The organism is Bradyrhizobium sp. USDA 376, assembly GCF_054063675.1.
The window spans coordinates 5395975-5414119 of record NZ_JBSSGN010000001.1 but is presented as its reverse complement, the minus strand read 5'-3'; the positions used below and the strand labels follow the sequence as shown (position 1 = coordinate 5414119).

Annotated in this window: 16 protein-coding genes; 3 read left to right on the top strand and 13 right to left on the bottom strand. The window is 63.8% G+C overall.

What is annotated here, in order from left to right:
• The first annotated feature begins 426 nt into the window (after positions 1-426).
• Entirely contained in the window at positions 427-2754 is a 2328-nt protein-coding gene (locus ACVJ19_RS24880; protein ID WP_453951743.1) for a polysaccharide biosynthesis tyrosine autokinase, read from the top strand.
• Between the two features lie 8 nt (positions 2755-2762).
• Here ACVJ19_RS24880 and ACVJ19_RS24875 read toward each other — a convergent pair whose 3' ends face one another.
• From ACVJ19_RS24875 to ACVJ19_RS24835, 9 genes are all read right to left on the bottom strand, one after another.
• Positions 2763-3128: a helix-turn-helix domain-containing protein gene (locus tag ACVJ19_RS24875; protein ID WP_453951741.1), complete on the bottom strand. Its 366-nt coding sequence runs from the start codon at positions 3126-3128 to the stop codon at positions 2763-2765.
• A 244-nt stretch (positions 3129-3372) separates the two neighbouring features.
• On the bottom strand, positions 3373-4833 hold the full coding sequence (locus ACVJ19_RS24870; RefSeq protein ID WP_453951739.1) for an undecaprenyl-phosphate glucose phosphotransferase: 1461 nt from the start codon (positions 4831-4833) through the stop codon (positions 3373-3375).
• Positions 4834-4977: 144 nt separating this feature from the next.
• The gene (locus tag ACVJ19_RS24865; RefSeq protein WP_453951738.1) at positions 4978-6009 is read right to left on the bottom strand and encodes a peptidylprolyl isomerase; all 1032 of its coding nucleotides are present in this window, start codon (positions 6007-6009) and stop codon (positions 4978-4980) included.
• Positions 6010-6017: 8 nt separating this feature from the next.
• Positions 6018-6611, bottom strand: a complete 594-nt coding sequence (locus ACVJ19_RS24860) for a hypothetical protein (protein ID WP_453951737.1) — start codon at positions 6609-6611, stop codon at positions 6018-6020.
• A 2-nt stretch (positions 6612-6613) separates the two neighbouring features.
• Positions 6614-8416: a putative porin gene (locus ACVJ19_RS24855; protein WP_453951736.1), complete on the bottom strand. Its 1803-nt coding sequence runs from the start codon at positions 8414-8416 to the stop codon at positions 6614-6616.
• A gap of 44 nt (positions 8417-8460) precedes the next feature.
• Positions 8461-9177, bottom strand: a complete 717-nt coding sequence (locus ACVJ19_RS24850; RefSeq protein WP_453951735.1) for an energy transducer TonB family protein — start codon at positions 9175-9177, stop codon at positions 8461-8463.
• 9 nt (positions 9178-9186) lie between these two features.
• Positions 9187-9591 carry an ExbD/TolR family protein gene (locus tag ACVJ19_RS24845; RefSeq protein WP_129274617.1) on the bottom strand — a complete coding sequence of 135 codons (405 nt, stop codon included), beginning with the start codon at positions 9589-9591 and terminating at the stop codon, positions 9187-9189.
• 4 nt (positions 9592-9595) lie between these two features.
• Positions 9596-11527 carry a DUF2341 domain-containing protein gene (locus tag ACVJ19_RS24840; protein ID WP_453951734.1) on the bottom strand — a complete coding sequence of 644 codons (1932 nt, stop codon included), beginning with the start codon at positions 11525-11527 and terminating at the stop codon, positions 9596-9598.
• Positions 11528-13348 (bottom strand): ShlB/FhaC/HecB family hemolysin secretion/activation protein, encoded by a 1821-nt coding sequence (locus tag ACVJ19_RS24835; protein WP_453951733.1) that lies wholly within the window; start codon positions 13346-13348, stop codon positions 11528-11530.
• A 298-nt stretch (positions 13349-13646) separates the two neighbouring features.
• Between ACVJ19_RS24835 and ACVJ19_RS24830 the strand changes: the two genes are divergently transcribed.
• Positions 13647-14306, top strand: a complete 660-nt coding sequence (locus ACVJ19_RS24830; protein ID WP_453951732.1) for an RNA polymerase sigma factor — start codon at positions 13647-13649, stop codon at positions 14304-14306.
• A complete protein-coding gene (locus ACVJ19_RS24825; protein ID WP_453951731.1) occupies positions 14203-14520 on the top strand; it encodes a FecR/PupR family sigma factor regulator in 318 nt (105 codons plus the stop codon). Before ACVJ19_RS24830 ends, ACVJ19_RS24825 begins: the two co-directional genes overlap by 104 nt.
• 22 nt (positions 14521-14542) lie before the next feature.
• On the opposite strand, the gene ACVJ19_RS24820 is transcribed toward ACVJ19_RS24825, so the two are convergent.
• From ACVJ19_RS24820 to ACVJ19_RS24805, 4 genes are all read right to left on the bottom strand, one after another.
• Positions 14543-15394 carry a lytic transglycosylase domain-containing protein gene (locus ACVJ19_RS24820; RefSeq protein ID WP_453951730.1) on the bottom strand — a complete coding sequence of 284 codons (852 nt, stop codon included), beginning with the start codon at positions 15392-15394 and terminating at the stop codon, positions 14543-14545.
• Positions 15394-15804: a hypothetical protein gene (locus tag ACVJ19_RS24815; RefSeq protein ID WP_453951729.1), complete on the bottom strand. Its 411-nt coding sequence runs from the start codon at positions 15802-15804 to the stop codon at positions 15394-15396. Before ACVJ19_RS24815 ends, ACVJ19_RS24820 begins: the two co-directional genes overlap by 1 nt.
• A gap of 161 nt (positions 15805-15965) precedes the next feature.
• On the bottom strand, positions 15966-17174 hold the full coding sequence (locus tag ACVJ19_RS24810) for a polysaccharide biosynthesis/export family protein (RefSeq protein ID WP_453951728.1): 1209 nt from the start codon (positions 17172-17174) through the stop codon (positions 15966-15968).
• Positions 17175-17521: 347 nt separating this feature from the next.
• On the bottom strand, positions 17522-17734 hold the full coding sequence (locus ACVJ19_RS24805; RefSeq protein WP_453951727.1) for a hypothetical protein: 213 nt from the start codon (positions 17732-17734) through the stop codon (positions 17522-17524).
• Positions 17735-18145 lie beyond the last annotated feature (411 nt).

The following is an 18145-nucleotide window of genomic DNA, read 5'->3' as shown; positions in this document are numbered from 1 at the left end:
ATACCATTGAAATAACTTTAGAATTCTGCGGGTGTCGCAGGTCACTGCCTCTTTCGGGTTTGAGGCTGCGCGCGCGACGACATATCGGTTCCACGCCCTGCCCGACCATTGAGAGCGACGAGAGACGCATCAAAATGACAATGCATCATACCGCGCAACCAGAGTAACGAAGTCCGCCATCACTTCATATCAAACTGTTGCAATTGTGTATTATTGCCTCGCTAGAGAGATAACGTGTCGCCGCGGCGAGGCGGTGCCTGGCCTCGATCGACATATTGGCCGAGAGACGCAAGCCGGCTGATAGCCCGCAGAAGAAGCTGTGCCGAGGCTTGTCGGTGCCGACGAACTCACGCTGGCATCGCCAACGAAGCAACCACAGGGATGTTCGCATACCCGCCGGATTGCCCGCCGAGGATGTTACCGACGATGGATATGCTGCCGCACCGAACGCGTATCGAATATAACGGTGAGCGAGACGAAGCGTCGAGTTCAGTGGCGGCCTTGATCGATCAGCTGACCGGACTGGTGCGGCGGCAATATCGAGTCTTTCTTGCCTTGCCCGCAGCGACGTTTGCCGTCGGCGTGCTTTACCTTCTTGTCACCGCCCCGCAATACACCGCCACAGCCACGTTGCTGATCGATAGCAGCACATTGCGGGTCCTGCAGAACCAGCAACAGCCGCAGGGAGACATCCCGCTCGATACGCTTCAGGTCGGATCCCAAGTCGAGATCCTGACGTCCCGAAAGCTCGCGCTTGCCGTCGTCAAGGACCTCAATCTCGCCGACGATCCGGAATTTTCCGGCAGAGGCGGATGGAACCCATTCTCGCACCTCGCCTCGGGTTCGGACGAACGCGAGCAAAGAGCGCTCGACGAGTTTCTCGCCCGTCGCACCATCACGCGCGGCGAGAAGACCTATGCCCTCAACATCTCGTTTACGTCGCGCAGCCCCGCGACGGCCGCGAAGATCGCCAACGCGATCGCCGAAGCCTATATCGACGACCAGCTCGGCGCCAAATACCAGACGATCGCCCGCGCAGGCGTGTGGCTGCAGGACCGGATCAACGAGCTCAAATCCAAGGCGACCTCGGCGGATCGTGCGGTCCTGGAGTTCAAGGAAAAGAACAACATCGTCGACCTCGGTGGCGCGAGTGTGGCCGGCGGCGCCTCGAGCCGGCTCATCGGCGAGCAGCAACTGTTCGAGCTGAACAGCCAGCTTGCAACCGCGCGTGGCGCAACCAGCGAGGCCAAAGCGCGCCTGGACCGGATCGAGCAAGTTCGGACGATGGACGTCAGCGAGGGCGCCGTTGCCGATACCCTGAAGAACGACGTCATCACGCGGCTGCGCAACCAATACCTTGACCTGTCGGCGCGCGAGGCCAACATCTCGGCAAAATATGGCTCGGATCACGCCGCCGCAGCCAATTTGCGCGACCAGATGGAGGAAACGCGCCGAAATATCCGCGCCGAGCTGGGACGGATCGCCGCCAGCTACAAGAGCGATTATGAAATCGCCAAGACGCGCGAGGAGAATCTCGAGCGGTCACTCGCCAATCTGGTCTCGGTGGGACAAACCACCAATCGCGACCGGCTTGGCCTTGCCGAGCTGGAAAGCTCTGCCAGAGTCTATCACACGCTCTTCAACAGCTTCCTGCAGCGTTACATGGAGGCGATCCAGCAGCAGTCGTTTCCAATCACGGATGCGCGTGTGATCAGCCCGGCCGTGGCGCCCTCGCAAAAAAGCAAGCCGGTCACATCATTCGTCCTGGCCATTGCACTCACCATGGGGCTGATCGGCAGCATCGGGATCGCGGCGCTGCGCGAGGCGATCGACGGCGTGTTCCGCACTGTGCGGCAGACCGAGCAGGAATTGGGCGTCCGCTGTCTTTCGGTGATCCCGCTCGTAGCGGGCCACGTCCGCCCTGCACCGGGGCCACGGCCTTCGATCGCCGCAAGTCCTGAACCCGCCGAGGCCAGTCAACCGGGCGCAACGCCTGAACGGCCGCCAGAGAGCCTGACCGTAGATCGTCACTACACGTTCACAGATCCATTGAAGCAACGCGCAGTCGACGATCCCATCTCGGTCTTCACCGAGGCGTTTCGGGCCGTCAAGGTGTCCGCCTGGCTGCAGGCCACCATGCGAGACAGCAAGGTCATCGGCATTACCTCCACGATGCCCAACGAAGGCAAGTCGACGATCGCTTCGAACCTTGCAGTACTGATGGCAGATGCCGGCAGGCGTGTGGTGTTGATCGACGCCGATCTTCGCAACCCGACCCTGGCCCGCTCGCTGACCCCGCGACCGCCAGCCGGATGGCTGGACGTCCTCAGCGGGAAGGTCGAGCTGGCACAAGCCATTGGCCGGGAGCCTACGACCGGATTGGCGCTGCTACCCTTGCTGTTGACGGAGGCCCCCGTGCATTCCGACGAAGTCCTGGCGTCGCAGGGATTTCGGGATCTGCTCGGGAGGCTCCGCCAAAGCTACGACTACGTCATCATCGACCTTCCGCCGATCGCGCCGGTCGTCGACGTCCGGGCCGTCGTCACGGCGATCGATTCATTCGTGTTCGTTGTGGGATGGGGAAGCACCAAGATCAAGGCGGTGCGGCATCATCTACTGGCAGACCCCGAGCTTCACGATCGCCTGCTCGGCGTGGTCCTGAACAAGGCGGACCTGAGAGTTCTGGAAAGGTTTGAGCAGCCAGGCGTTTATCAGAACGGATATTACATGACTGGCGGCTTCAGGAGGTCGTAACGTCCGGGTTAGGCGCCATCCGGATGTCCCCGCCGTGCCTCACGGCGTGAACGCAACTCCTCTTCGTATTTCAGCTTCTCCAGGAGCATGTCAGTCACAAGACGCCGCAACTGGGCGTTCTCGAGCTCGAGCTGCTTGATCTTGTCCGCGGAGCCGGCATCCCCGGGCGCGCTTGAGCGGCCTTCAATCGCCTCGCGTGGAGCCTCAGCCGACGACCTGGAGGACTTGAGCATGTTCTTCCAGCGGTGGTAGGTCATGACGCTGACACCGAGCGCCTTGGAAATCTCGCGCTGGGTCTTGCCCTTGGCCGCAAGTTCGTTGGCTTGAGCCAGCTTGGCCGAAATCTCCTCCGAGGCATGCCTCTTGCCAACCATATGTGTCGTCTCCGGCCCGAATCTTGCCACCTCAGACTTAGTAAGCTTGAATCGTGAACCTTTTCAATAGGCCGGCCGGAAATCCACCCCCCGATACCCTCGTCGGACGAGCTACGCTCGGCAGCGCGTTCATGTTACGGAACGATACAAAATAACAATTCCCGGCGAGCGATTTCAGAACTGCACGAATGTTAATCCAGCTCTGCCGTTCCAAGACACAGAAGCCCCGGGGCGGACGACCGCGTCAATACGCGTTGCGCGAGCGCATCAGCTCGAATGAGGTCCTGAATATGATGGAGATATCGAGCGCCAGGCTCCAATTGTCGATATACCACAGATCGAGCGCGACCCTCCGCTCCATGAGCTCGAGTTGCGGCGTTCCCCCGCGATAGCCGTGAACCTGGGCCCAACCCGTGATCCCCGGCTTCACGTGATGGCGAAATGCGTAGTTCGCGATCATGCTGCCATATTCGTAGTCGTGGACCAGGGCATGCGGACGCGGCCCGACCATCGACATATGGCCCTGCAACACATTGAGCAATTGCGGCAATTCATCAATGCTGGTCTGACGCAGCAGGCGCCCGACGCGGGTCACGCGCGGATCCGCCTTGGTCGCCTGCACCACGGTGCCGCCGTCCTCCTGCACCCGCATGGTGCGCAGCTTGTAGATCACGAAGGGCTTGCCGTTGAAGCCGTGGCGGCGCTGCCGGAAGATCACCGGCCCTTTCGACTCCAGCTTGATCGCGATCGCGGCGACGATCAGCGGAGGCGTCAGGAGCACCAGTGACGTCCCCGCAACGACGATGTCCAGCAGCCGCTTGGTCAGGCGATCGATCGCGGATAGCGGCGCCGGCTGGACCTCCACCATATAGAGCCGCTGCGGCATCGAGGTGTGGTGACGCAGCACCGTCGACACTGCGCGATCGGGTAGCAACCGCACCGGAAGCGGGATTACACGTAACCGCTGGAGCAAGACTTCGATATCCTGCGGACCGGCCCAGGACAACGCCAGCACGATCTCTTCCGCCGAAGCCTCTCTGATGCGCTTCATCAGTGCATCCTCGTGCTGCATCAAACCGGGCGCGCCGGGCTTTGCACCTTCCCCCCTCGGCAAGGTGATGCGATCGACCTCGTCGAGGCCAAACCTGGAGAGCAGATCGGTCTTGGCGAACTGGGCGAGTTCGCCCGGCGTGCCGATCATCACCGCACGCCGGCCGCGGATCGTACCTGCAACGAGCGCCGAGCGAAGGATCCGCTTACCCAGGCGTCGCGCCACCAGAAGGCCGGCGCCGCCGATGGCGAAGAAGCAAACGACCGAGCCGCGCGAGGTATCGCTGCCCGATTTGAACAGGAACAGCACGACCGCGAGGACCAGCACGGCGAGACACCAGCCGGCCCAGACCCGTCCGCCGTCGGGCTCGTCGTCCAGGAGCTGGTTCAGCCGGTAGAGACCGAGGAAATGCGCACCCAGCACATAGGCGAGGCTCGCCACCAGCCCGAGCCCGGCATAGAAGGACGCATCCTCCACCGTTCCGCCAGCCGCGCGCTGATAGACCATGCCGCCGACGGCGCCCGCGGCGACGATGATCGCACAGTCAGCGGCTGCGAACAGGGGCTCAATGACGCTGAATGGGATCGCCAGACGGACGCGCGGTCGGCTTTCGAATGCCGATGTCGATTCACCCGCATTGGTCAGGTCGGTCACAATTCGCTCCCGGGATCAATGTCGGGATCGATATCACTCGCATTGTACCATAATTATGATACTTTTACGGGTAGTTAACCAATGCATCATCGATGCATGACGGCTCATGAACTCTGTCATGCAAACGTCATATGTCCACCGCCTTCAGCGCGACGGTGCCTCCGGCTTCACGTCGGATTTGGCTTCGAGCAATTTCGAGAGCGCGATCTCGTTGACCACAGGCGGCGTCTGTTTCAGCAACTCCGCGACGTAAGCGCGGCGATTGGCTTCGACGCGCTCGGCCCTGATCCGCTGCACCAGGGTATCCCTTACTTCCGCGAGCGGCCGGGTGTGCGCCGCCTCGGTGTCCAGAAGCTTCAGGATGTGCCAGCCGTCCTCGAGCCGGATCGGATCGGCGACGCCGGATTTCGGCAGCCCCGTCACCTGGCTCCGAATTTCGGTCCGCAGGTCCGGCTCGGCCAGCCAGCCGATCTCGCCCTCGCGCTCCGCGGTCGTCACATCATCGGACGAGGCGCGGGCAAGCGCACCGAAATCCGCGCCGGGCTGCTTGACCTTCTTCACGACGTCATCGAGCTTCTTGCGCACCGATTCTTCCGCTGCCTTGTCCGCGTCCTTCGCGAGCGTGACGACGATCTGGGCCACGCGGAACCGCCGGGGAACGAGAAACGCGCTCGCATTGGCCTCGTACACGCTCTTGATGTCGGCCTCGCCCGGATAGTTGTCGGGCGGTATTGTCACTGACTGGAGATAGCTGTCGACGATCAGGCTGTCGCGTGTTCGCGCCAATTGCGCAACGACCGCCGGCTGCTGGTCCCACTTCTTCGCCATCGCCTCCTTGAGCACGAGGCGGTTGGCGAGGATCGCCCGCACAGTCTGGCTGAGCAGGGCCGGATCGCGTGCCATTGCCGCCTGCTGGCGTGCGTCGAGGAGCGCAATCGTCGCGCGGACCTCGTCCGCCGTGACATCGCTGCCGCCGACGCGGGCCACGATCTCCGCGCCCCTCACGGCCGCATTTTCCTCGACAGCCGGAGCCGCCTGAGCCGGCGCCGCGGGAGCGGCCGGTGCAGCGGGGCGCGCGGGAGTTGCCGGGTTGCGGGATTGGGCCATTGCCGCAGTGATCGTGCCGACATGCACCGCCGCAGCGAGGATCGCGACCCCAAGAGCTTTTCCGGTCATGGCTCTGTTCATGGCTTGGCCTTCTGTTCGATGATCTTGTCGCGGAAATCCTGCGCGGCGTTCTGATGTTCGACCCGCTTCAGTCCAAAGACCGGGTCGTGGTCGAGGATCTTCTCGAACGGGCTCATCGCCTCGTACTGGGCAACGACATCGTCGGCGATCTTCACGAGACGGACGTTCTTGGCTTCGCAGGCCTTGCTGCTCGCCTTGAAGGTCGCCGCTTCGCTCTCGAACTTGGTGCGCTCGGCATCCTTGGTCCGCGCAACGCTGGCGGCTTCGCCGTAGGCCGCCTTCCACTTCTCGAGCGAGTCGTCGCGTTCGGCGATGCGCTCGTTGAAATCCTTGACCGCCTGGCGATAGGCCTGCTCCGCTTCCTTGACCTGGGCACGGTAGGCTTCGTTCTGCTTGCGCAGACGCTCGCGTTCCTGCTCGGTCGCCGTGAGCTTGGCCTGCAGCGCGGCGCGCTGGTCCTCGGCGGCGCGCGCCTGCGCTGTGGCGCTGCGAAGCGCCTCGCGCAAGCGGTCGGATTCCTGGTCCGCATGCGCGGGCGCGGACGCCAGCAGCGCCAGTGCGACGAGGGATGAGAGACGCAAGGACCGCATGGTCAGAACCTCGCATTGAGATCGAGCTGGACGATATCGACCGCGTAAGGCAGGCCGCCGATGTTGTTTGCGCTCATCCAGCGCACCGAAGCCCAGATGTTTTCGCCGAGGCCGACATTGCCGCCGATGAAATAGCCCTTGAGATTGGTGCCGCCGAGACCGAAGTCGGAATCGACGAACGCATCCACCATCGCGTCGGACTCGAGATATTTGTAGCCGACGTGTGCGTTCCAGTCCCAGAGATGCTTGATCTCCTTGTTGCCGACGGTCATGCGCGCAAGCCAGCCCTGGTTGCCGCCCTGATAAGGACCAGGCGCACCCGACGCTGTCGGGCCGAGATTGTTGACCGCAGTGGCGGCCACCGCGGCCCGGTTGAAGGCCGTGTTCCAGATGTACTCGCCATCTAGGATGACGTGAATCGGATTGAACTGCGCAAAGTCGAGCTGCGCGCTCGCGACCACCGGCTTGAAGTCGCTCGCCAGGCCGTAATACTGATAGTTCAAGGTGGTGACGGGCGAGGTGAGCGTCGGAATATCGCGCAGCCTCATGTAGGTATTGCCCTTCTGCGCAAACGGCGGCCGCAGCAGATCCGTGTTGCAGGAGTCGCTCGCAGTGGCCACCAGGCATGGGCTGGACAGCTTGCCTTGCACGTTGGTGAAGTCGTAGTAGGCGACCGCCATCGTCAGGCGTGTCTCGGGATCGAATCTCGCAGCGACGCCGCCCTGCGCGCCGAACAGCCACTTGTCCCGGCTCGCCGACTTGATCGGTCCCGACAGATCGGCGGTGTTGAGGCCCGCATTGAGATCGGTGTTGAAGACAGGGAATGCGCCGCCGACGAAGAATGGGGTAACGCCTTCGGTGACTTCGTGCCTCGCCTGGACGGCGAAACCATCGAAGCCGAGATCCTTGTACCAGGCGAGATCGGTGGGCGACCAGAACGGGTTGTCGAACCGTCCCACGGAGGCAACGACGTCCTGAACCGGCTGATACTTCAAGAAGGCGCGGTCGAGCCAGAGCGCGTATTTCGAGAAGTTTCCGCCGTTGGTGCCAAAGGTCTGATTTGTGGACACCGGAGAGCTACTCTCGCCGGTCGCGATCCTCAGACCTGCAGTAAATCCTTCGAACAGATCGACGTCGGCGCCAAGCCGGGCCCGGAAGCGGAAGCGGTTGCGGTCCTGGGTGGTGTTGTAGGTCGGCGGAAAATACGGATTGATCGCGTTGGCATTGTCCTCGAGGAACGGACTGCCCGTGTTGATCGCGTTGAAATTCTGCAACGGGCCATTTCCGGGGGGATAGAAATCTCCCTCATATCGCGCGCGGATGTCGCCGTAGAACCTGATCCGCTGTGCCCATTCCGGATACTTGCCCGGCGAGGCCCAGCCCTCCTTGTGCGCACGATCCATCACCTCGGCCCTGATCTCTTCGCGGAGCTGCTTCCGGACGATCTCCGGCACATAGGTGACGCGCTTGGTGCCGGGGGGCGATGCCGCATCGGCGGCGGTGGTCGCCTTCTTCTCGGCACCTTCCGCCTTGGCCGCGGCATCGCGCGTGGCCTGGCGTGCGACATAGGCCTCGTCATCGGCCTGCTTGACCAGCGTGGCCGCCTGCTCTTCGGTCAGCGTTCCCTGCTTCACGAGAAGATTGATGAGGTTGACCGTCGCATTCGACGATGGCGGCGCGTCGCGCGACACGGTCGGACGCTTGCCCTGCGGCATGCCGTCGTCCTGTGCCGCGGCGGGGGCCGCGCACGCGATCAGCATCAAAGCCGTCGCGGTCAGCTCTCGCGTCTTCATTTCACGCCACATGACGTCACCTCTTCTGCTCTCAACTCACTTACAGTCATCCGATCTCACCCCGCCCGGCTTCGCGCCGTGATGCGGGTGATGATCGGCATCGGCATGTCCCTGGGTGGCGGCTCACGCATGCGCATGCCGCCGATCACCTGATCGCGAATGGTCGCATCGAGTGCGCCGTCGCCGGTTGACGGCGACAGCTGCACGCGGCTGACCTTGCCCGAACTGTCGAGCCACACCCGGATCACCGCCTGCATCGAGGCGTAGCGGGTCTTCTCGTTGGCCTGAAGCGCGGCTTCCATCTGCGACTGCACGATGCTCGCGTACCAGCCGAACCGGCTGTTGCCGCCGCCTCCGCCACCACCGCGGCCCTTGCCCTGCGCCAGACCGCCGCTGCCCGGCCCGTTGCCGAGACCGAGATCCGGCGGCCCCGGCGTCGGATCCGGACCAGAATCCGGCGGCGCGTCCTTGGGAATGTCGACCGGCTTCTCCTCGACGACATCCTTGACCGGCGTCTGCTCCATCACCTTCTGCTCGGGCTGCTCCGGCTGCTGCTCGGGCGGAGGCGGCGGAGGTGGTGGGGGCGGCGGCGGTGGAAGCACCATCGTCACCTGGAGCTCGTTCACCTTGCGCGGTGGATCCTTGTCGCCGCTCATCACCATGACGACGACGCCGACCGTCAATGCAATCACGACCAGCGCCGAGCCGCCGAGCAGCAGATAGCGCCGCCATGCCGGCGTGCCGTCCTCGTCGTTGTCGTCGGGAAGCGCCATCGCCGCGTCTCATCGCGCTGACGGCTTGGTCGCCATGCCGACCTGGGTGAAGTTGAGGCGGCCGAGCAGGTCGAGCACGTCGACAACGTTCTGGTATGGCGTCTGGCTATCGCCGCGCACGACGATCGGAAACTCCGGCGTCAGCGCGCGCTGCTGTACCAGGCGCTGCTCGAGCTCGGGCAGCGTCACGGGAATCGTGTCCAGGAACAGCTTGCCGTCATTGGCAACGGTGATCGCCTTGGTGGTCTGCTGCGCGAGGCTCGGCGCCGCGCTCGCCTTTGGCAGGTTCACCTTCATGCCCTGCACGGTCGCCGTGGTCATGATGATGAAGATCACCAGCAGCACATAAGCGAGATCGAGCATCGGGGTGATGTTGATGTCGTCGTAAGGCTTGCTTTCGGACTGGACTTGCATCGGTTCACTCCGCCGCCTGCTTCACCGGCTCGTCCGGAAGCTCGTAGGATTCCGCGATCCGGGTGATGAACTCGTCGACGAAGACCTGCATCTCGCTCGAGACGTCCTTGATGCGGATCGTGAGGTAGTTGTAGGCAAACAGCGAGGGGATCGCGACGCCGAGGCCCGCGACGGTTGCGACCAGAGCGGCCGCGATGCCGGGCGCGATGGCATTGACGTTGACGTCGCCGCTGGCCGCGATCGCCGCGAAGGTGATCATGACGCCGACGACCGTGCCGAGCAGGCCGAGGAACGGACCGCCGGAGATCGCGATGGTCAGCATCACCATCAACCGGTTGAGACGCTGGCTCTCCCGCACGAAGCCGCTGTCGAGCACGGCGCGGATCGACTGGATTGCCTGCGGCGACAGCCGGCGATAACCGCCGCCCGCGAAACGCCGCCGGATCTCCTGCGCGCCGGCCGCGAACAGGCGGTAGACCGGCGCGGCATGGACCGCCTTGCGCTGCTTCTTGCCGAGCTCGCCGCCGAAGCTCGGATCGTTCTCCTGGCTGTCGAGCTGAAGCAGCCCGCCGATGTCGGTCGAGGTCTCGCGGAAATGCTTGAGGAAGATCGTGCTGCCGGCCGAGACGCGGTTCAGATAGGAGACGCGATCGACCATCACGTACCAGCTGATGAAAGCCATGATCGCGAGCAGGCCGATGACGACCCAGCCGTCGAGCGTCACCGAGCGCAGGATCACGCCGAAATAGCCGCCGCTGAACCAGCCCGCGTTCTCCTCATCGACGCTGAACGCGATCAGCTTGGCCTGGTCGGGCCCCTGCCCGATCGCGCCGAGCTTGATGAAGCCGGCGGGGCGCGCAACCTTGGCGATCTGGAATTCGTCGACGTCACCGGCAAAGCCGGCGGCAGCACCAGCCGGCGCGGCCGGGGCCGGAGCCGCATCGGCGGCAGGGGCGGCCGCATCCGCAGGGGGGGCAACTGCAGATGCGGCACGACCGAGCTGCGCCGTGCCCGTCATGGTGGGCAGGCCGGCGGCGAGCGTCGCGGCCTGATTGCCGTCGACGTAAAGCGTGATCTGGGCGCTCTTCGCCGTGAAGGCGATCTGGTGCCAGGTGCCGGCAGCGACCGCTGCGCCGCCGGCGCTGCGCTGCGCGTTGCCACCATTGGCGACTTCCACGAAGGCAACGCCGTTGTCCAATCCGACCGTGAGTCCGTTCGTGCCTTCGCTGCGCGAATACAGCACGGCGCCCGCTTGCGGTGCGGTCATCTTGACCCAGAGCGACCAGGTGAGCTCACCGTTCTCGGCGACCACCAGCGACGGAGAGCCCGGCAGCAAGAGCGCGGTCTGCCCGTCGAGACGCGCACCCTGGCCGATGATGGCGCCGTCAGCGGCTGGCACCGCGTTTTGCGCGGTGTTCGCCCAGGCCGTGACATCCTGCGCCGGCGTCGAGCGATCGTTGAAATGATAGACCAGCAGCGTATCGGGATCGTAGATGCCCTTGGCATCGACCGCAGCCGGCGCCTTCTGGTTTCCGTAGTAGAGCCAGATGTCGTTCTTGACGCCCGGCTTGAGATCAGGAACGCCGACCCAGACCAGCGCCTCGCCGAGCAGCGAGTCGTATTTCTCGACATGGTGCTTGAGCGGCGTCTTGTCGTCGCCGGCGACGAAGCGAAGATCGCCGCCATCCTCCTTGGCCGCGCCGAAGCGAAAATTGCCGACATGGAGGCGGACCAGCACCGGGCTTGCGCCGATCGCATCGCTGATGCCAGCACCCGACGGGCCGGTATCGATGGTGATCTTCTTGCGCAGCGTCCACTGCTCGTTCCACCACGCCGAGGCCGGGCTCGGCCACAACGCCGCGAGGAACAGCAGAGCGAGCATCACCGGCGCGCTCAGGCGAAACCGGGGATGTGATCCAAAGCGAAGGAGCGACATCTAGAATTCTCCCCAGAGCCGAAAGCCGAACCGTGGATGATTGGCGACCGTCACCTGCTGGTTGGTCAGCGGCACGCCGACGAATACGATGCTGTTGAAGTAGCGGAGTGTCTTCATCCGCATCCCGACGCCGTAGCTCGCGAGGTCGAAATGCGATTGCTGATCGACGAGGGGTTCGTGGATTCGCGCGTGGCCGCCATCGGCGAATGCAAAGAACCGCCAGTCGTCGAACGCGTTGTACTTGATGGGTTCGCCGGTCGGGTTCGGCAGGTTCTGCGCCATGTAGGGCGCAAGGTTCGGGCTTCGCAGCTCGAGCGTCCCTGCCACGCCATAATCGCCGAGCACCTCGGATTCCAGATATCCGCGCACAGAATCCTGCCCGCCAAGGCTGAGCTGTTCGCTGGACACCAGCGGTTGATCGGCGACCTGTCCCTGCAGCTTGGCGTAAAGCTGAAAGCCTTCGGCCAGTTCCTGGGTGTGCGATATGTCGGCATGGAGGTGGGCGAAGCTGGCCGTGGCCTTGTAGCGCTTCACGTCGAACTCTGACGGACTGCTGCCGATGCCGCGCAAACCCGTCGTGATGGCGGCGTTGAGCTGCGTCAGCCGTCCCTCGGCCTGCCAGCTCGCGCCATAGCTCGCGACGAGCGGCGCGTAGGTCACCGGAGAGTCGAACGCATCAGTGCCGAGCCGCAGCGTCTGCTTGAAATCCTTGTAGTCGATGCCAACAGACAGGGTATGGAAGAGCTCGCCCTTGCCAGGCAAGGTCAACACCGCGCGCCCGCCGATCACCTGACCGGGACCGACGACGTTCGCACCACCGACGGTCGCAACCGAGCTGTCCGACTTCAGGCCGTAGACGAGCACGCTGAGCCAGTCGATGTCCGTCCGGGCGAGATACGAGCCGGAGATCACCATCGCGTCCTTCGGATTGAGCGGCGCCCACTGGAAGCTCCACGTCATCGAGTGACCGAGCTGCCATAGATTGTCGTAACGCAGCGACACGCTGGATCGCAGCGCCGTGGTGCTGGGGCTCTGCCGGTTGTTGAGCTCGGCACTGCCGTGAAGCGGCAACGTATCCTCGACGTTCAGATCGACGTCGACGGTCCCGGGCGTGACGCCGGCCCGCAGCGCCGGCGTCACGCGACGGTCCGGCCAGCGGTTGAGCGCAACGATATCCTTCGTCACCGCCTGGAAGTTCGGCAGGCCTCCTTCCTTGAGCGAGGGCGCGCTGCTCTTGATGGTCGCGAGATCGAAATAGCGTGAGCCCTTGACGCGGAGGCGTCCGACGCGATTTTCGGCAACCTTGAGCACGACAAAGCCGCGTTGCGCGTCCTGCTGCGGGACCGAGACACCGACGGTCTGAAGGCCCTTGTCGTGATAGGCCTTCTCGACGGCGGCGCGTGCCTTCTCGACATCCTGCGCGGTCCTGTTGGGGCCGAGAAAGGGGTAGACCGCGGCTTCGATCTCGATCTGCGGCAAACTGTCCGCCCCCTCGACGCGATACTCGTCGATATCGAAGCGCGCCTCGGGGGCCGCCGGCTTGGCGGGCCCCGCATCCTTCGCGACTTCACCCTTCTCCGACGCACCTTTGGCCGGCTTCGCGCTTGCAGGCGCAGCGGCAGCGGGCTTTGCGTTCGGCTTGGCAGTATCGGCCTCGGATTTCGCTGCGGCCGGTTTCGTCGTGGAGATCGCGCAGATGATCAGGCCGCAAAAAGCGAGGCGCGACCGGCAGGCGACATCGGCCCTGCCGTCGCACAACGCGCGCAGCAGCCACGGCGCACGGCGGCGCGCACCGTTATGATACAGACCACGCGAATTCACCTCGGCCTCGATATCATTCTCTCATTGCGCGCCGCTCGCACACGGCTCGCAGTATCCTTCGGACAACCCGAACCGACCGAAACGCACGGTCTGGCGGGCCTTATCCGCTAGACGTTGCACGCAACGTCGCAGCGAAAACTTTTTTCGCGATGCGCTCGCCACCAAATTGATGATTCCGCGCAACATAACTCGACTAACGTGAGGCGACTGTTATTCACGAACAATTCGTCACATTATCGTTGTGCGGCCTAACTACCGTCCCGCCGTCAAATGGGGACTGAGTGAAGTGGGGCGTAGCATGACCATCGACAGCATCAGCAGCTTGCGGACTCTTCTGCTGGCCGAGTATGTCGACTTCGATCGACGGCTAACGCGCCGCCTCGGCTCGCCGGACCTCGCTTCGGAAGCTCTCAACGAAACCTATCTTCGTCTGGAAGGCATGCGCGAGCTCGGCGAGGTGCGCAGCCCGAAGGCCTATCTGTTCCGCATCGCGCTCAACATCGCCGCCGACCGCCGTCGCGCCGAGAAGCGCCGCCTCACCTCCGACGAGGTCGATGCCCTGCTCGACATTCCCGACGACCGGCCGGACGCCGCGCGCGTGATCGAGGATCGATCGGAGGTCAATCTCCTCAGGCACGCGATCGCCGAGCTTCCGGAACGCCGGCGGCGCGTTCTGATGCTCTCGCGCATCGACGGCGTGCCGAACCGCGAGATCGCGGCTCTTCTGGGCGTCACGGTTCGTACCGTCGAGACGGATCTCAAGCAGGCCATCGAACATTGTGCCGAGCGGCTCAAGCGCCCGGCACGCGGCAAATTCGGTTTTCAGCGACCCGCATCGTCTTACGTACACAGATATGTCGATCGGAGCTCCTCGCTCACGACCGGCGTGTGCGGGAAAGCGCTGGACCGTGACGAAGCGAAGCCATCAGATCGATCACTTAGATCCCTTAACCCGTGACGCGCTGTCGTGGGTGATGCACCTCAAGTCGGGCGAGGCCACTCTCGCCGACGCGGAGCAATTGATGGACTGGCGCGCCAGAAGCTCCGCCCACGAAGAAGCGTTTCGTGATGCGGTGAGATGCTGGCGCGCGATCGGCGCCGCACTCGCGGGCAGCCGGTCGGCCCCGGCGCTCCGCCAGCGGCGCAAGTCCAAGAGCAAGCCGCGCGCGTGACGGGCAGGCACGGATGCGAACCTCAACGTGAATCGGGCAGAACCTTCCGCTCGCTCAGGGTTCGCAGGCGCGTATTGAGCGCAGCGAAATTGATGGCGTTACCGACGGACAGACCCCGGTTTTGTCCGCGCGGGCCGCCTGCGGGCCTCCCAAAGACGGGTTGCGGGACCGAGCCGGTAACCGGCACGCCATTCGCCGACAGATGCGCGCGAACACGCATGCAATAATCAACCGACAGGAACGAGAACCGGGTTTCGCCGTGGCCGGCGCGATATTTCATCGTGGCGGTGCATAGATCGCCGCCGGCGCGGCGCCAGGCACCTGCAAGATATTGAGCACCGTAATGAACGTTGACGGCGGGCGCCGCCAGCTCCGCGGGAGTGCCCGTGAAGCCGAGCATCCGCGCGGTCGGCAGCATCACCTGCATCAGCCCGACTTCGCCATCCAATCCGACCGCTGCCGAATTGTACCGGCTCTCCACGGCCATCACTGCATCGAGCAAGGCCGGCGGCAGCCCGACTGCGAGGGCCTCCCGCTCGACAAGACCCCGATATTCCGCGCGGCCGGCGCGCCAGTCCCGACCGAACGTGGCGCTTGTGTGCGGAGCGTAGCTTCCGGAGAGGAAGTTTGCGGGCGGAAGATCGGCGGCCGTCAGCGGCCTTGGCGCGAACGGCTCCAGCTGCAAGGGTTGCGGTCCATCCGGATCGGCCTCGTCGGGCGAAGGGACGGCACTGGCTTCGACCTTGCCAACCTCGTCATCCGATTGCGCGGCGACGCCGCTGCCCGGCAGGATCAGCAGGCACAACGCAGCTGAAAATGCCAGCTGTCGCGCAACGGAGCGGGCATGGCCCGACGGATTTGGCGACACGGACATCAGCGGCGCGGCAGGACGTAGGCGGGCACCGGCGGCCGATAAGGAATCGCCGAACGACCGTAGTTGGAGCCATATTGCTGCCGCACGGCGGCCTCGTTGACGTTGCCAACGCGGATGTCGGGCGATCGCGCATCGATCGGCGGCAGGTTGAGTGAGGGATTGACCTTGTCAACCTCGCGCCTGAGCTTCTGGTTGAGACAGCCAAATGCGCCCTCGCTTCCGATCTGCACGTCGACGCAACGTTCGAAACTGGTGGTCTGTTGGCCGCCACCAATGATCGTCCCCTGGCGCTCCGCGGGCGGCGAGAGGATCGGGCCGGGACCGGGAGATTGGGCTGCGGCAGGCGCTACGATCGTAAGCAGCCCAAGCGCCCCGCCAACATATCCGAACCAAGGCAAAGCGCGGCTCATGGCCTGTTCCCCTGCTCGCCGGCGCGCTCCGGCGACAGATCCGGAGCATATGTTAACATAATTCGATACGGCCGGACTCGAACCCCGATGATGAGTAACATCTGCGGGCGAGCCGTCAAGCCAGGATGCGACCGCCTTCACCACCGCGGCACCTCGCACGCTCACGGCCCGCTGGTGGTGATGGTGGTCGTCGAGGTCGTCGATCCCGGGAAGCGGATGCTGTTGACGAGGGTCGTGCCGCTCTGGGCAGTAACGAGCGTCGTGTTGATGAAGTTCAGGACCTTGGTGACATCGACCTGGGGCGCGTTGGAAGCGTAGAGCACGTCGAACGGGCGCATCGACATCTTGGTGGCGATGAAATATCCGGCCGGATCCTGGAAGTTGACGTTGAACACGATCGGCACGGAATCGCCGTCGAATTTCGAGCAGTCGACGCCGAGCCGCTGCGCCACATCGCGCGGCTCGCGGCGATAGAGGAAGACGGAGGCAGGATCAGCCTGGAGATCGAGCAGGCCTCGCGCCTTCGCGACGGCTTGCGTCAGATTGATACGCCAGGCGTCGAAGTTGAATTCGCCCTGCTGGCCGGTGGCGCCGAACGCGATGAATTTCATCGGATCGCGGTAAAGATAGATGCGGTCACCGGGCTGCACGAAGACGTTGCTATCGGGAAAATAGACGAGGTTGCCGAACGGCACCGTCGCGCGCTTGCCGGCGCGCTCCAGCACGACCCAGGTCTCCCAGCCGGCGCCGCTGATGCCCCCTGCCCGCGTAATCGCATCGGTGATGCGATCCTGAGCGCCGGCCGACGGCATCGGGAAGCGCACCGGCGTGCGGACTTCGCCGAACACGCTGACGAGCGAGGAGCGCTGCTGGCTGGACGTGACCACGACCTGCGGATCGATCGCGCGCTTCCTGATCTGCGCGAGAATGTCGTCCTGGACCTGCACGTTGGTGCGGCCCGCGGCGCGGATCCGACCCGCATAGGGCACCGTGATGTTGCCGTCATTGTCGACGGCCTGATCCGGCAGGTTGACGAAATTGCCGGGACGCACGCCCGCCTCCAGCGGCACGTAGAGTCCGCCGGCGGAGGCCTCGAAGATGGTGACGCTGATGATGTCACCGATGCCGAACTTGATGCTCGAGGGCGGACGCGTGTCGGTGAGGAATCCCGGCAAACCATTGGGCTCGAATTTCTCGAGCATCTGGACCACTTCGGGGTTGAGCTTGACGACCGCGAACGGCAACGCCGTCGTATTCTCGTTCCTGATGTCGAGGCTCGCCGGTCCCGACATCGGAATGAAGCCGCAGCCGCCCAGAAGCGCAGAACCGATCAGACAGCATGCGATCTTCAGAAAACTTCTCAACCGCATGACCGCTCATTCGCACCAAGTTCAGACATGTCTCAACAGGCAACGCGCGAGCGCGCCGGCACGCCTCTCACGCGACGGCGCGGGCTGACGTGCAATTCTTGCTGAATAGACGTCGCTGATGCGGCGGCAGCGAAATCGCGACTTGCGATCCGATGAAGGATGTCGAAGGAGCCAGCCCGAATGGCGGCGACGGGCCGCAAAGGCGGCACACGATGCCATCCGCTGGCGCCTCGTCGGGTCAATTGGCTTAGTTGAGTTCGCCTGCTTGCCGGCCGTCACGGCTCATGGCTGCATGCCGCGCGAACCCGTGGAACGCTCGCGCAAACGCCTGAGGGATGGCGGATCGGTTAGTTCGATGCCAGAAGCTCGCGCAGGCGCGCGATCTCGATCTGCGTCTCTGTCACCATGCGCATCAAGAGCGCGTTCTCGTGTTCGAGATGCCAGATACGACGAAGCCGGCTGCTTTCGTCCTGCTTCAGACCCAAATCGTACACGTTCACGTTCGCCTTTGGCAACGCGGACTCAAGACACTCGAGCTCGGTTGGATTCATCGCACGCATTTCCAAATCCCCAAAAGCGCATTTCAAGAAATAGGCGACCTCCTGCCGTCGCACAACATTGGCCCCCGCCAATAATATTCTTGTAGGTTTGTTTCTTATCGTTGCTGTGACCGATCCTAAACAAAACGTCAGAATTGCGGACTGAAGGTGAATATTAAGTGGCCGGAACGTACTGATGAGACCCAGATCCGGTCGACATACCCGGAATTGGCGAAGCTACTCGGCTGCGATACGGCGATTGCCCGTGCCACAGCCATCTGCAGCGGTCCATGGAGCCGGAATCCGCGACTTTGGCCGGCAAGCTGCGGGCAATGCACGAACGCATGGCCGCGTGCGTCCTCGCTGCGAGACCTCATCCCGTCATTACAAGCTGACATTTTGTCGCTCGCTTCGCGCGGGTCTTGCAGCAGA

What these genes read in the sequence shown, in the direction of transcription:
- ACVJ19_RS24880 (WP_453951743.1), top strand. Translation starts at nt 427, where the DNA reads ATGGATATGCTGCCGCACCGAACGCGTATCGAATATAACGGTGAGCGA.
- ACVJ19_RS24875 (WP_453951741.1), bottom strand. Translation starts at nt 3,128, where the DNA reads ATGGTTGGCAAGAGGCATGCCTCGGAGGAGATTTCGGCCAAGCTGGCT.
- ACVJ19_RS24865 (WP_453951738.1), bottom strand. Translation starts at nt 6,009, where the DNA reads ATGACCGGAAAAGCTCTTGGGGTCGCGATCCTCGCTGCGGCGGTGCAT.
- ACVJ19_RS24860 (WP_453951737.1), bottom strand. Translation starts at nt 6,611, where the DNA reads ATGCGGTCCTTGCGTCTCTCATCCCTCGTCGCACTGGCGCTGCTGGCG.
- ACVJ19_RS24855 (WP_453951736.1), bottom strand. Translation starts at nt 8,416, where the DNA reads ATGTGGCGTGAAATGAAGACGCGAGAGCTGACCGCGACGGCTTTGATG.
- ACVJ19_RS24850 (WP_453951735.1), bottom strand. Translation starts at nt 9,177, where the DNA reads ATGGCGCTTCCCGACGACAACGACGAGGACGGCACGCCGGCATGGCGG.
- ACVJ19_RS24845 (WP_129274617.1), bottom strand. Translation starts at nt 9,591, where the DNA reads ATGCAAGTCCAGTCCGAAAGCAAGCCTTACGACGACATCAACATCACC.
- ACVJ19_RS24840 (WP_453951734.1), bottom strand. Translation starts at nt 11,527, where the DNA reads ATGTCGCTCCTTCGCTTTGGATCACATCCCCGGTTTCGCCTGAGCGCG.
- ACVJ19_RS24830 (WP_453951732.1), top strand. Translation starts at nt 13,647, where the DNA reads ATGACCATCGACAGCATCAGCAGCTTGCGGACTCTTCTGCTGGCCGAG.
- ACVJ19_RS24825 (WP_453951731.1), top strand. Translation starts at nt 14,203, where the DNA reads ATGTCGATCGGAGCTCCTCGCTCACGACCGGCGTGTGCGGGAAAGCGC.
- ACVJ19_RS24820 (WP_453951730.1), bottom strand. Translation starts at nt 15,394, where the DNA reads ATGTCCGTGTCGCCAAATCCGTCGGGCCATGCCCGCTCCGTTGCGCGA.
- ACVJ19_RS24815 (WP_453951729.1), bottom strand. Translation starts at nt 15,804, where the DNA reads ATGAGCCGCGCTTTGCCTTGGTTCGGATATGTTGGCGGGGCGCTTGGG.
- ACVJ19_RS24810 (WP_453951728.1), bottom strand. Translation starts at nt 17,174, where the DNA reads ATGCGGTTGAGAAGTTTTCTGAAGATCGCATGCTGTCTGATCGGTTCT.
- ACVJ19_RS24805 (WP_453951727.1), bottom strand. Translation starts at nt 17,734, where the DNA reads ATGCGTGCGATGAATCCAACCGAGCTCGAGTGTCTTGAGTCCGCGTTG.